The 12,033-nt window shown below is 65.9% G+C and carries 12 protein-coding genes; 3 read left to right on the top strand and 9 right to left on the bottom strand.

Annotated elements, in window-relative coordinates:
- Window positions 1-18 precede the first annotated feature (18 nt).
- The 4 genes from FLL57_RS08085 to FLL57_RS08070 all read right to left on the bottom strand — a co-directional run bounded on the left by FLL57_RS08085 (window position 19) and on the right by FLL57_RS08070 (window position 4,072).
- Complete coding sequence (locus tag FLL57_RS08085; RefSeq protein ID WP_142882624.1) at window positions 19-1,296, bottom strand: amidase; 1,278 nt, start codon at window positions 1,294-1,296, stop codon at window positions 19-21.
- A gap of 75 nt (window positions 1,297-1,371) precedes the next feature.
- On the bottom strand, window positions 1,372-2,349 hold the full coding sequence (locus tag FLL57_RS08080) for an ABC transporter substrate-binding protein (protein WP_142882623.1): 978 nt from the start codon (window positions 2,347-2,349) through the stop codon (window positions 1,372-1,374).
- A 56-nt stretch (window positions 2,350-2,405) separates the two neighbouring features.
- Window positions 2,406-3,284, bottom strand: coding sequence for an ABC transporter permease (locus tag FLL57_RS08075; protein WP_142882622.1), 879 nt, complete (start codon window positions 3,282-3,284; stop codon window positions 2,406-2,408).
- Window positions 3,284-4,072, bottom strand: a complete 789-nt coding sequence (locus tag FLL57_RS08070) for an ABC transporter ATP-binding protein (protein ID WP_013502717.1) — start codon at window positions 4,070-4,072, stop codon at window positions 3,284-3,286. The genes FLL57_RS08075 and FLL57_RS08070 overlap by 1 nt, the downstream gene beginning before the upstream one ends.
- A gap of 300 nt (window positions 4,073-4,372) precedes the next feature.
- Between FLL57_RS08070 and FLL57_RS08065 the strand changes: the two genes are divergently transcribed.
- Window positions 4,373-5,071 (top strand): GntR family transcriptional regulator, encoded by a 699-nt coding sequence (locus FLL57_RS08065; RefSeq protein WP_047308707.1) that lies wholly within the window; start codon window positions 4,373-4,375, stop codon window positions 5,069-5,071.
- Window positions 5,072-5,100: 29 nt separating this feature from the next.
- Here FLL57_RS08065 and FLL57_RS08060 read toward each other — a convergent pair whose 3' ends face one another.
- From FLL57_RS08060 to FLL57_RS08040, 5 genes are all read right to left on the bottom strand, one after another.
- Window positions 5,101-5,463 (bottom strand): hypothetical protein, encoded by a 363-nt coding sequence (locus FLL57_RS08060; protein WP_047308706.1) that lies wholly within the window; start codon window positions 5,461-5,463, stop codon window positions 5,101-5,103.
- A 243-nt stretch (window positions 5,464-5,706) separates the two neighbouring features.
- On the bottom strand, window positions 5,707-7,503 hold the full coding sequence (locus FLL57_RS08055) for a B12-binding domain-containing radical SAM protein (RefSeq protein ID WP_142882621.1): 1,797 nt from the start codon (window positions 7,501-7,503) through the stop codon (window positions 5,707-5,709).
- A 255-nt stretch (window positions 7,504-7,758) separates the two neighbouring features.
- Window positions 7,759-8,358 (bottom strand): class I SAM-dependent methyltransferase, encoded by a 600-nt coding sequence (locus tag FLL57_RS08050; protein WP_142882620.1) that lies wholly within the window; start codon window positions 8,356-8,358, stop codon window positions 7,759-7,761.
- Window positions 8,359-8,423: 65 nt separating this feature from the next.
- The gene (gene argC / locus FLL57_RS08045) at window positions 8,424-9,419 is read right to left on the bottom strand and encodes an N-acetyl-gamma-glutamyl-phosphate reductase (protein WP_142882619.1); all 996 of its coding nucleotides are present in this window, start codon (window positions 9,417-9,419) and stop codon (window positions 8,424-8,426) included.
- A gap of 14 nt (window positions 9,420-9,433) precedes the next feature.
- Window positions 9,434-10,099 carry an FMN-binding negative transcriptional regulator gene (locus tag FLL57_RS08040; protein ID WP_013502723.1) on the bottom strand — a complete coding sequence of 222 codons (666 nt, stop codon included), beginning with the start codon at window positions 10,097-10,099 and terminating at the stop codon, window positions 9,434-9,436.
- A 448-nt stretch (window positions 10,100-10,547) separates the two neighbouring features.
- Between FLL57_RS08040 and FLL57_RS08035 the strand changes: the two genes are divergently transcribed.
- Together FLL57_RS08035 and FLL57_RS08030 are read left to right on the top strand one after the other, a co-directional pair.
- Window positions 10,548-11,093 (top strand): DUF2087 domain-containing protein, encoded by a 546-nt coding sequence (locus FLL57_RS08035; protein WP_142882618.1) that lies wholly within the window; start codon window positions 10,548-10,550, stop codon window positions 11,091-11,093.
- A 32-nt stretch (window positions 11,094-11,125) separates the two neighbouring features.
- Window positions 11,126-12,031, top strand: a complete 906-nt coding sequence (locus tag FLL57_RS08030; RefSeq protein WP_142882617.1) for an alpha/beta fold hydrolase — start codon at window positions 11,126-11,128, stop codon at window positions 12,029-12,031.
- The last annotated feature ends 2 nt before the right edge of the window (window positions 12,032-12,033 follow it).

Genomic DNA, 12,033 nt, shown 5'->3' with positions numbered 1-12,033 from the left:
AGCCGCGCGTCGATCGAGTCAGTTCGCCAGTTGCGCTTCGACCACCCGCGCGGTGCGCAGCAGCCTGGCGTCCTCGCCAAAGCCGCCGATCACCTGCAGGCCGAGCGGCAGGCCGCGGGCCGACCGGGCGATCGGCATCGTCAGCGCCGGCACGCCCAGCATGGTCCACAGCGCACAGAAGCTGGCGTCTCCGGTGTAGGCCAATCCTTCCGGCGCCTCTCCCGGCGCGGGGGCCGTCAGGATGCCGTCGAGGCCGCTCAGATGGCGGGGGAGCTCCTGTTGCAGCGATGCCTGCAACTGATGGGCCCAGATGTAGCGCGGCGCGCTGATCGCGTTGCCGGCCGCCACCAGTTCCTTCAGTTGCGGACTGGTCAGGTCGGGATGCTGCGTCACCAGCTCATTGAAGATCGCAGCCGCCTCCGCCGCCAGGATGATTTCCGCGGCTTCGAAGCCCTGCCAATAACGTTCGGGAAGCGCCAGCGGCTCAACGCTGGCGCCCGCGCGTCGGAGCGTGTCCAGCGCCGCCTCGAACGCCTGGTTCTGTTCGGCACTGACCCGATCCCAGATCGGCGGACGAACCACACCGAGGCGGAGCGACGAGGCGGCCGGAAGGACGTCTCCCTCGACGGCTTGGGCTGCCGCCCCGGCGTCGGCGCCGTCGGCCAGCAAGCCAAATGCGAACGCCGCGTCCTCGACCGATCGGGTCAAGAATCCGACGTGATCGAGCGATTGCGCCAATGGGTGAACGCCGTCGCGAACAATCGCGCCGAAGCTCGGCTTGAAGCCCACGATGCCGCAATAGGCGGCGGGCCGCACCACAGAGCCGACCGTCTGGGTGCCGAGCGCCATCGGCACGATGCCGGCCGCCACCGCGGCAGCCGAGCCGCTCGACGAGCCGCCGGGCGTGTGCTGCGGGTTGTGGGGATTCACCGTCGGCCCGGGGCTGCGCCAGGCGAACTCGGTGCTCACCGTCTTGCCGAACACGATACCGCCAAGCTGTTTGATCCGCGCGACGATCGGCGCGTCCTGATCCGGAACGTGATCGGCGTAGACCCGCGATCCGTTGGTGGTCGGGATGCCGGCGGTGGCGATGATGTCCTTGATGCCGATCGGGATGCCGGCCAGCGGCCCCTCGCCGCCCGCGAGCTGATCGGCCGGCAGACGATGACAGAACGCCTTCAGCCACGGCTCGACCTCGTCGGCGCGCTGGGTGCAGGTTGCAAGATACTCGGCGGGGCTCAGCGTTCCTTCACGGAACGCGCGGTGGACTGCGAGCAGTCCCAACGGAGACGACATGATGGAAATGGTCCTCGGCACGGCACGGGAAGACAACGCCGGCGATCACCTCGGACCGCCGGCGTTTCGTCTTGATTACTTCAACGCGAGCGCCGGCTTGACGTAGTCCTGGATGACGAAATCCTCGTACTTCGGAGCCTGCTTCAGATTGCCGAGCGCGATCTGGGTCTGCATCGCGGTCTCGAACGCCTGCTGCGTGGTCTGCACGCTGCTCGGATAGACGTTCTCCGCCATCATCCGCCGCACCGCCGCTTCGACGATCTTAGGATCGAGCGTCGGGAATTCCTTCTGGGCGATTGCGACCGTCTCATCCGGATTGTTCTTCATGAAGCGCAGCGCCAGCTCCATCGCATTGACGACCGCCTGCGCGTCCTTGGGATCGACACCCTTGCGCGCGGTGATCGACGAGAACGCATACGGACCGTAGGCTTTCGGGAAGCCGATCACCACCTTCATGCCCTTGGCCACCACTTGGTCGAGGCCCGGCTCGTACAGCACCGCGAGCTTGGCCTGACCGCCGAGGAACGGGCCCGGTTCGGAGCCGATCTGCACCTGCAGTAGATCGACGTCGGAATCCGGCTTCATGCCGTTGTCCTTCAGCAGCTTCATGAACAGCGAAGTGCTGGTGGTCGGCATCAGACCGGCGACGACCTTCTGGCCTTTCAGATCCTGCAGCGTGTCGTACTTGAAGTCGGGCGTGGCAGCGACCCACACCGCGGCGCCATTCACGACGTTGCAGATGATGGCGACGTCGGCACCCTTCGAGTTGGCGATCGCGGTCCATTCCGGGCCGTGGATCGAGAACGACGCACTCCCCGACAGAACCGCGGACAGCGCCGTCGTCGGCGAGCCTGCGGTTTCCTTGTCGACGTCGAGGCCCTGCTGCTTGAAGAAGCCCTTGTCCAGCGCGACGTAGAACGGCAGGTAGAGCATGGATTGAAAGGCCTGCGAGATCTTGACCTGCTTGGCCATCGCCGCGGTTGGCACCGCTGTCGAGATCACAAGCGACGCCACGACAGTGGCTGCACCGACGAGTCTTCCGATCGAACGCATGAGGTTTCGGCTCCGAGGTTGAGTGAACAGGATGGTGGTAGTTGGTGCGGCCGGGTCTAGGCCTGAATCCGGACGTGTCCGGCGTCCTGCTTCCAAGGCAGCAGGTAGCGCTCCAGCGCATCGATCCCGTGGTAGAGCACGAAGCCCATGAACATCAGGACGAACAGGCCGACCCAGACCGAGTTGAGGTCGTAGAGGCTCGATGCGTTGTAGACGAGATGGCCGAGGCCACGCTTGGAGGAGATAAACTCTCCGACCACCGCGCCGACCAGCGCGAAGCCGATGTTGATCCGGAAGGTCGCGATGATCGCCGGCAACGAAGACGGGATGATCACGCTGTAAAAGATCTGGTGCTTGGAGCCGCCCATCGAGATCATCAGCGATTGCAGATCCTTGTCGCTGTCCTTGGCCGCTTGATAGGCCGCGATCAGCGCCACCAGCGCCGTCATCGACACCACCAGAACCACCTTCGACAACAGACCCGTGCCGAACCACAACAGAATGACCGGTGCCAGAGCGATCTTCGGCACGCTGTTCAACGCCACGATGAACGGTTCGGTCATCCGCGCAACGAAGACCGAGTACCACATCGCGAGGCCGAGGATCGATCCGATGATAGTGCCGACGACGAAACCGAGGATCGCCTCGTACAAGGTGTATCCGCTGTCGACGATCAGCGAGCCGTCGAGCATCTGAGTCTCGAAACGCAGCCAGATTCCGGACGGCTTGCCGACCAGGAATTCGGAAATCCACCCCATATGGACGCCGAACTCCCACACCAGGAAAAACGCCACAACGGCCAGCGTCTGCAGCACGGTACGGCCGATGTGAGTATCGAACGCCACGATCAGGCGCTGGGCCGCGCTGATCTTTTCGCGATTGGCAATCGCGGCATTGCCGCCCGACGGCGATCCGACGTCTGTTGCGCTGCTCATCAGTGGGACTTCACTTTTCGGGTTTGAATGTCGAGCTCGCCGCAGAGCATGTGGAAATACTCGGAGAAGCGGTGATCGCTGCGCGCCTCGACCGGTCCGGCACGCTCGATATCGATGTGGTGGACGTTCTTGACCCGGGTCGGCCGCCCGCTCAGCGCCACCACGCGCTTGGACAGGGCCACGGCCTCGTCGACGTCGTGGGTGATCAGGATGACGGTCTTGTGGAAGGTCTCGACCGCCTCCATCAGCACGCCTTCGAGATACAGCCGCGTCTGGTAGTCGAGCGCGGAGAACGGCTCGTCGAGCAGCAGAATGTCGGGGTCCATGATCAGCGTCCGGATCAGCGCCACGCGCTGGCGCATGCCGCCCGACAGTGTTTTCGGATAGGCCTTCTCGAAGCCGGACAGGCCGAAGGTCGACAGATACTCGCGGGCGGTGTCGAGCGCTTCGGCGTCGGCGACGCCGCGCACGCGCAGGCCGAGCAGCACGTTTTCCAGCACTGTCCGCCAGGGAAACAGCAGGTCCTTCTGCATCATGTAGCCGATGCGGCCGCGCAGGCTGCTGACCGGCTCACCGCGATAGATCAGGCTGCCGCTGTCGGCGTTGAGCAATCCGGCGATCACATTGAAGATCGTCGTCTTGCCGCACCCGCTCGGCCCGATGATGCTGACGAAGTCGCGCTCGTAGATATCGAAGGACAGACCGTCGAGAACCGGCACGGCGCCGCCCTTTCCGGGAAACACCTTGCGGACGTCTCGAACGCTGAGTTGGATCTGCGGCTCTGCCATGGATTTGCTCCTTTGCGAATGCTTTGCAAAGGCCATGCCAGCACCCCAACCAAAGTCGCAGAAGCATCAGTTTCCGTTGCGCCACAACGATTAGCGCGACGTCACCCGCTCTCGCCTCGAACGCCGCCGCTGCGTGCCGGCGTCTGCCGGCGACTGTAATGCATTGTGCATAATGCACAGCGATGCGGCAGCGATCCCGAGCCGAACTGTGATATTGCGGGATCGAACGGCGGCTGCGCGACAACCTGGACGAGCCGCCGGGCGGTCGCGACGAGCCGAAGGCAATCAGGGGAGTGAACGATGCGGAGACGCGGACAGCCAACGACGGTCCGCCAGCATGTCCTGCTCGATCTGCGGACCAAGATTCTGCAAGGGCGCTACCCGGCCGGAACTCGGCTGCGCCAGGAGGAGATCGCGCGCCAGCTCGAGGTCAGCACCACGCCGGTGCGGGAAGCGTTTCGGGACTTGCTGTCCGAAGGGCTGATCTCGCTCGACGCAAGGCGCGGCGCCGTGGTGCGCGGGCTGACACTGGACGACGTCCAGGAAATCTACCAGATGCGGATCCGGCTGGAGCCACTGTTGGCCGCCCGCACCTTCGATCGCATCACCGAAGACGATCTGGCCCGCGCCGAGGTCTGCTATCGCAAGATGTGCGGCAAGGTGTCGGCGCAGAGCTGGGCCGGCCTCAACGAGGAGTTTCATGCCGCCCTGACCGGCAACACCACCAGCGGCCGGCTCGGCGGCGTGGTCTACAATCTGGCCCACGCCGCCTCGCCTTACGTGGTGCTGTCGCTGTTCGCCGATCCCGACATCCGCGACATGAACAATCGCGACCACGCCGAACTGCTGGCGCTGTATCGAGGTCGCGATCGCGACGGCGTGGTTGCGACCACCGAGCGCCATCTGGCGCAGACGCTGCGGCTGATCGAACAGGAGGCGCAATTGAAGTCCGCACCTGTGCCGACGGACGACGACGAAGTTCTCTCCGCCGCCCGCTGAGGCCGACACCGGCGGCCAATGCGTGTGCGCTACGTCCCCGACACCCAGGCCAGCAGCAGCGCGAAGCCGGCGAGCCCGACCGTGATGTGGGTGCCGAGGAGCACATTGGCGGCAACCGGCGACCGCCGCGCCAACGCCGCGATGAAGCCTGAAAATGCCGAGACCGCGAACAAACCCACTGCGACTTTTCCGAAGCTGATACTGCCGGCCGCCGGGGTTCCGTCGGGGGTGCCATGCAGCAGCATCACCAAAGTTTCCAGTCCCGCGAAGCCGAGCAACAGATGCAGCGCCACCAGCCCCTGCTTCCGCTCGCCGCGCAGATAGAGCAGCCCGAGATACAACCCCAACGCCGTCGCCGCGCTGAGGATCACCAGCACAGGAGCCACCGTCATTCCGCCTCCAAAGCCGTTTGAATGGAACGGAGCGATTTAAGCATGACGGCGGAAACTTGAGAACAGATCCGAAAGGTGCTCGGAATCATTCCGGGGCGCGAGCGCAGCGCGTGAACCCGGAATCTCGACGTGCTTGTGCACGGCGCCGCCGCGCACCTTGCGGCATCTTCCTTGGCGATCACCGCGAGATTCCGGGTTCGCGCTGGCGCGCGCCCCGGAATGACGAGAACAAGCAGCGGCCGACTACGCCACCGACTTGGCGTGGGTGAGCTGGTTGATCTTGCGGATGTGCTCCACCGCGTCCTGGGCGGCCTGGGTGTGGGTGAACAGCTCCAGCTCTTCGACCTCGTGGTCGCCGACCGGGGTGATCGCGGTGTCGGTGTAGCTCAGCCGGTTCGGGTCGTTGCGAATCTTGCGGCGCAGCCCGTCGATCCAGAACCAGTGCCGGACGTTCTGCACCAGCTTGCGCGCGCCCTCGGCGATCAGCTTCGGATAGAACACCAGCGCCGGCTCGACCGGCAGCGACGGGCGGCGGTCCAGCCGATATTTCAGCCGGATGATGCCACCCTGCAGCGGGTGCACCTTCTCGATCCGCACCATCGACGAGAACAGGAAGATCATCGACGCCAACCGCGACACGCCGACACCGGTCGCCGCGGCGCGGCGCATCATCCGTTCGATGTGCTCGGCCGAATAGTACAACTCCCAAGCCTTGAGATACGCGCGCTGCCACTCCTGCCGGCTCATTTTCGGGTGCGGCGTGACCACGTGCTCGATATCGAACCGGTTGAGATCGCTGTCCATCGCCACGCCCTGCTTGAACAGGCGCTGGTGATCCTCGGAGCCCGGCAACGGCGTCAGGCAGAAGAACTCCAGGATGTCGAGCGGCAGCTCCTTCTGGATGATCGCGATGTCCTCGGCGATGCTCTCCGGGGTGTCGTGCGGGAAACCGAGAATGTAGCCCGCATAAGTGATCACCCCGGCCTTTTTCCAGGCCAGCAGCATCTGGCGATATTCGGTGATCTTGTTCTGGCGTTTCTTGGCCGAGGCGAGATTCTGCGGGTTGATACTTTCGAGACCAAGGAACGTCCGGACAACGCCGGCCGCCCGCGCCTTTTCGATGAAGCCGTCGATCTTGTGGCACAACGTGTCGACCTGGATCACCAGCTTGATGTCCTTCTGCTCGGTCGCGCCAAATTCGCGGCGCAGCGCGGCGAGCCGGTCGAGGATCACCTCCCAGTCCTTGTTGCGGGCGAAGTTGTCGTCGGTCATGAAGAACCAGTTGACGCCCTGCGCCATGTTGGCGCGCACCAAGCGCTCGATATCGTCGGCGCTGCGGCCGCGCGATTTGCGGCCCTGGACGTTGATGATGGTGCAGAACGAGCACTGATACGGACAGCCGCGGCCGGCATCGAACGAGGTCTGCAGGCTGAACGTGCCCTTGAGGAATTTGCGCGGCAGCACCGGCGTCGGCGCGCCTTCCAGGCACGGCAGGTCGTTCAGGTAGTTGTACAGCGGCTTCAGCGCGCCGCCGGCAGCGTCGCGCAGCAGCTCGTCGCAGCGGCCTTCGAGCTCGCCGGCGTACAACGTGACGCCGAGATCGAGCGCCTGCTGCAGATCGGGCTGGATCCCGGGGAGCATAGCGATGCAGCCGGAGACGTGGAAGCCGCCGATCGCCACCGGCACGCCGGCAGCCCGCAGCGGACGGGCGATGTCCATCGCGCGCGGGAACTGATTGGACTGCACCCCGACGATGAACACCAGCCCGAAGAAGTCTTGGGCCCGGAACCGCTCGATGATCTGCGGAATGCGCGTCCGGGTATTGATCTCGTCGGCAGCGGTAATGTCGATCTCAACGTCGCCCAACGCTCGGCGCTGCCGGGCGTCCTCCACCAGGCTGTAAACCACCGCCAGTGAGTTTGAGGGTATGAAGGACCTGAACCACTGAATGACGTAGCCGTCGTCATCGTAATGCGACGGTTTGATCAGTTCGATCTGGAACCGCTTCGACGGCCGCGCCGCCGGTTGCACACTCGCCATTGCCGCCCTCGCCTGCTCTCGCAACCGAAGGCGATCCTGCCTTCGGCCTCCCGCTTAAGAGCTTGGCTCAGGTCGCCGGGCGCTGGCAAGGACGCCCGGCACAACTCACTCAATTATCACTGCAAACTAATCGCATATGTTGCGGCCCGGGTACTAACCGTACGCTAACTGAACAGCAGCCGACTTGGTGAGACGCAACAGCAACACGGTGTCTCACTTTGCACAGTCGCCTGGGAACTCAGTGACGGTAAGCAGTCACTCCGGCTTCCGTACCGTTACATGAAGGAACCGAGCAAGTTCCTGGTCGAACCCCTTGCCTTCGCTGGTCTCGACCGCGACCGATGCCCAAGTGCCAGCTTCCGCATAACGCCCACGAAGCCACTCCTCGGACGGGTAATTGTAGTAGCGCGCGAGCTTGTCCCGCCCCTCGCTGTCGCCGGACTTGTAGCTGGCATAGAACAGTCCGCCAGGCTTCAGCGCCCGCCAGATCAGCTTCAGGACGTCGGCCAGCTCGTCCCGCGGCACGTGCAACAGGCAGGCGTGAGCCCAAACGGCGTCGTAAGCGTCGATCGCGTCGAGCTGATGGAACAGCATCGTGCGGACCGGTCGCCCGAGCCGGCGCGAAGCCTCAGCGGCGAGTTCCGGGGAGCCGTCGGTGGCGTCGACGTCGAAGCCGGCCGCGAGCATCGCTTCGGCCTGGTAGCCGGCCCCGCAGCCGAGTTCGAGGATCCTGGCGCCCGCCGGCAGTTCGCCCAGAAACTTGGTCAGCGTCACGCTGCGTGGCTGGCGCTCGGCGTAAGCGGTGGCGTTGCCGCGGTAGAACCGCAGCGTGTCGTCGTCGAAAGCTTGGGTCATGTCGATTTCCGAGTGACGCGGCTCCCGGTCGCGAAACCGCGAGCCGCAATGCTGAGAGCGATCCGCTAGTCGACCCCACCGGTGTCGGGCAAGCCCAGCATCAGTCGCATGTTCTGCACCGCGGCACCGGAGGCGCCCTTGCCGAGATTGTCGAGCCGCGCCACCAGCACCGCCTGGCGGTGCGTGTCGCTGCCGAAGACGTAGAGTTCGAGCCGATTGGTGTCGTTGAGCGCTTCCGGCTCGATCCGGCCGCCGGCGTACGGCGCAGCATCGAGCGGCGGCACCGACACATAGGTGCTGCCGGCATAGCGCTGCGCCAGCGCGGCATGGAGGTCGGCGACCGCGGGCTTGCCGGGCAGCGTGTCGAGATGCAGCGGCACCGACACCAGCATGCCCTGGCGGAAATTGCCGACCGAGGGGATGAAGATCGGCCGCCGCGACAGGGCCGAGTACTTCTCGGTTTCGGGTAGATGCTTGTGCGCGAAGCCGAGGCCATACAGCTCGAACGCCGGCGCGGTACCGGCCTCGTAGGCCGCGATCATCGACTTGCCGCCACCGGAATAACCGCTGACGGCGTTGATCGTCACCGGATAGTCGGCCGGCAGCAGACCGGCGTCGACCAGCGGCCGCAGCAGCGCGATGCCGCCGGTCGGGTAGCAGCCGGGATTGGCCACCTTCTTGGCGGCGCGGATGTTGTCGGCCTGGTCCGGCGCCAGTTCGGCGAAGCCATAGACCCAGTCCGGCGCGACCCGGAAGGCGGTCGAGGCGTCGAGCACCTTCGGGCCGGCCGCACCGAGCTCGTCGATCAGCGCCACGGTCTCCTTGGCGGCATCGTCAGGCAGGCACAGGATGACGAGGTCGACCTCGGCCATCAGCGCCCGCTTGGCGGCGGCGTCCTTACGCTTGTCCTCGGCGATGTCCTTAACGGTGACCTGGCCGTGGCGGGCCAGCCGCTCGCGGATGCCGAGCCCGGTGGTGCCGGCAGCGCCGTCGATGAACACCACCGGCTTGCCGCTCGCAGCCCGCGTCTGGCCTGGATTGGTGCTGTCGGTCAGGGTCATTTATCGCTCCTTGATCAAGCGGGTTCGCCGGCGAGTGCCGGCACGGTGTAATCCAGATGCGGCCGCAGCGCGACCATCTCGGCCGCTATTTCCTGCGAGCCGGGGTCGGGCTGACGCGCCAGCGCGGTGGCGACCGCGACGTGATCGGCGTCGGACTTGTGCTGGTTGAGCTTGAAACTGCCCGCCACCGAATCCACCCGCATCATCACCCCGACGATCGCCTGCTTCATCGCATTGCGCCGGCCGGCCGCCATCTTGGCCATGGTCCACGGCCGCTTCGGCGCCAGCGCGGTCTCGAACACGGCGCTGACGTCGTCGAGCTGCGCCTCCAGTTCGCTGGCCGACATCACAGCCGCCGGGCCGGTCAGTTGCACGTTGCGATACAGCCAGGTCGGCACCTGGTCCGGCGATGCGTACCAGTCGGCCGACACATAGGCATGACCGGCGGTCACCGCCATCAGCCACGGGGTGCGGGCGTCGGCGCAGCGCGCCAGCGGGTTGTTGCGCGCGATGTGGAACGACAACAGCGGTGTGCCGTCGCTGGCATATTGGATCGCGAACGGCAGCGGCGAAGCGATCGGCCCGGCGGCGTCATGGGCGCAAGCGAGGCCGAAACCGCGCGCCGCCGCAAACGCAAGGCAGGCGGACCGGTCGGGCTTGAACTGGGGTGGCGCATACATCGAAAGGCTCCTGGTTTGAACGGGAGCCGCCGGATCGATGCGCGTAAGGGGGATGTGAGGCTCACCTGCCGCGGACCGTAACCGGCGGCAGGGACGACGCTGTCAGACGCGCGCGTCAGCCCATGCCGCGGGACTGCGGCGGCGGGCTTTGGCGGTGGTGAGCGCGTTGAGCATGGCGCGTTGATAGGAGCGGTTACGTACCAGGTCAACCCATGGCGCGCGCAGATCTCGGTCTCGCTCATGACGACGCTGCCGCACGCACGGCTTGCCAAGCGCACTATTGGGCTGTATTTCCCCGCGCACTGGTCGGCAGTTCACCAAGGCGTCGCTGTCCCCTCGGGGAAGCTAAACCTGCCTGTTTCCTTGATCGGCAGACACTTGTCCCGTGCCGCCGTCGTAAGTCAGCGACCAACGACATTCATCGTTCGGCACGATCGAGGATGAGGTCATGACCAGAACTGCTTTCCCCTTCGCCACCCAGGATGTCTCCGCGCTGGCGCGTGCGCTCAACCGCGAGCTTGACGCCCAGGGTCACAAGCTCGGCCATGTCGAGATGCTGAACCTGCTGGCGCGCTCGGCCGGCTACCGCAACTTCCAGCATTTTCGCGCGCAGTTCGACGCCGAGCAGCGGCTGCAACGCCAGCCCGAACCTGAATCGGTGGCCGATCTGCAGAAGGTCGCGCAGGCGACCCGTTACTTCGATACAGGCGGTGGTCTCGCCCGGTGGCCGAAGAAGGCCAGCCATCGCCTGCTCTGCCTGTGGGTGATGTGGTCGCGGGTGCCGGCGGGACGCGAGATGAGCGAGAAGCAGCTCAACGAGCTGCTGCTCGGCCATCACGGCTTCGGCGATCACGCCCTGCTGCGCCGCATGATGTGCGACACCGGCCTGATGACCCGCACCCGCGACGGCCGGGTGTATCGCCGGGTCGAGCAGAAGCCGCCGCCGGAAGCGGTGGCGCTGATCCGCCACCTCGCCCCGCGGCTCGCGGCCTGATCGCGGGCTAAGCCCGACAAACGAGGCCTGTCATGACGACTCCCCAGACCTGGGGCGGCGGCGCGCTGCCGCTCGCCCTGCCCGCGGCCACGCTCGTTCAGACCGCGCGCGGGCCGATCGAACTCGCTCATTGGGGCGACGGTCCGGCCGTGCTTGCTTTGCACGGCGGCATGGGCGGCTACGACCAGAGCCTGCTGCTCGGCCGCGCGGTGCTCGGCGACGCTCCGGCGCATCGCGTGCTGGCTCTGTCGCGGCCCGGCTATCTCGGCACGCCGCAATCGAGCGGCACGTCCCCGAGCGCGCAGGCCGATCTCTACGCGGCACTGCTCGACACGCTGGCGATCGAGCGCGCCGCAGTGATCGCCGTCTCGGCGGGCGGCCCGTCGGCACTGCACTTCGCCCTCCGCCATCCCGACCGCTGTGCAGCCGTAGTTCTTGTATCGTGCTGCACCGGCACTCTGGCTATCCCCACGGAGGTCCGGTCACGGCTGCCAATGATGCGCTGGATGGCACGGCTGCCGTGGCTGACCGCCTGGCTGGCGCGGCGAGCCGCGCGCCATCCGGAAAGGTCTGCCGAGCGGGCTATTCCGGATCCGGTCGTGCGAGCGCGAACGCTGGCCGATCCGTCGGCAAGCGCGATGCTTGCGGCGCTGCAGACCAGTGTGTTCGTGCGGATGGCGGAGCGTCTGCCCGGAACGCTCAGCGACACCGCCACGTTCGCCACGATGCCGCCGATCGACGCCGCGCGCCTTGTGCCGCCACTACTCGCGATCCATGGCACTGCGGATCGTATCGTACCGTTCGCGCACGGCGAACGCGTCGCGCGGGAGTCCCCGCGCGGCGAGCTGATGACGATCGAAGGCGGCGAACACGTCAGCCTGTTCACCCACCTCGACGAGGTCCGCGCGCGTGCAAGCGCCTTTCTCAGGCAAGCCTGATC

The sequence above is a fragment of the Rhodopseudomonas palustris genome (assembly GCF_007005445.1).
Lineage (GTDB): Bacteria > Pseudomonadota > Alphaproteobacteria > Rhizobiales > Xanthobacteraceae > Rhodopseudomonas > Rhodopseudomonas palustris_G.
This window is presented reverse-complemented; position numbering and strand designations above follow the sequence as displayed.

Excerpts from the sequence above, each read along its gene's own strand:
- argC (WP_142882619.1), bottom strand. The coding sequence starts at position 9,419 with ATGACCCTGACCGACAGCACCAATCCAGGCCAGACGCGGGCTGCGAGC.
- FLL57_RS08060 (WP_047308706.1), bottom strand. The coding sequence starts at position 5,463 with ATGACGGTGGCTCCTGTGCTGGTGATCCTCAGCGCGGCGACGGCGTTG.
- FLL57_RS08055 (WP_142882621.1), bottom strand. The coding sequence starts at position 7,503 with ATGGCGAGTGTGCAACCGGCGGCGCGGCCGTCGAAGCGGTTCCAGATC.
- FLL57_RS08050 (WP_142882620.1), bottom strand. The coding sequence starts at position 8,358 with ATGACCCAAGCTTTCGACGACGACACGCTGCGGTTCTACCGCGGCAAC.
- FLL57_RS08065 (WP_047308707.1), top strand. The coding sequence starts at position 4,373 with ATGCGGAGACGCGGACAGCCAACGACGGTCCGCCAGCATGTCCTGCTC.
- FLL57_RS08035 (WP_142882618.1), top strand. The coding sequence starts at position 10,548 with ATGACCAGAACTGCTTTCCCCTTCGCCACCCAGGATGTCTCCGCGCTG.
- FLL57_RS08030 (WP_142882617.1), top strand. The coding sequence starts at position 11,126 with ATGACGACTCCCCAGACCTGGGGCGGCGGCGCGCTGCCGCTCGCCCTG.
- FLL57_RS08080 (WP_142882623.1), bottom strand. The coding sequence starts at position 2,349 with ATGCGTTCGATCGGAAGACTCGTCGGTGCAGCCACTGTCGTGGCGTCG.
- FLL57_RS08075 (WP_142882622.1), bottom strand. The coding sequence starts at position 3,284 with ATGAGCAGCGCAACAGACGTCGGATCGCCGTCGGGCGGCAATGCCGCG.
- FLL57_RS08070 (WP_013502717.1), bottom strand. The coding sequence starts at position 4,072 with ATGGCAGAGCCGCAGATCCAACTCAGCGTTCGAGACGTCCGCAAGGTG.
- FLL57_RS08040 (WP_013502723.1), bottom strand. The coding sequence starts at position 10,099 with ATGTATGCGCCACCCCAGTTCAAGCCCGACCGGTCCGCCTGCCTTGCG.
- FLL57_RS08085 (WP_142882624.1), bottom strand. The coding sequence starts at position 1,296 with ATGTCGTCTCCGTTGGGACTGCTCGCAGTCCACCGCGCGTTCCGTGAA.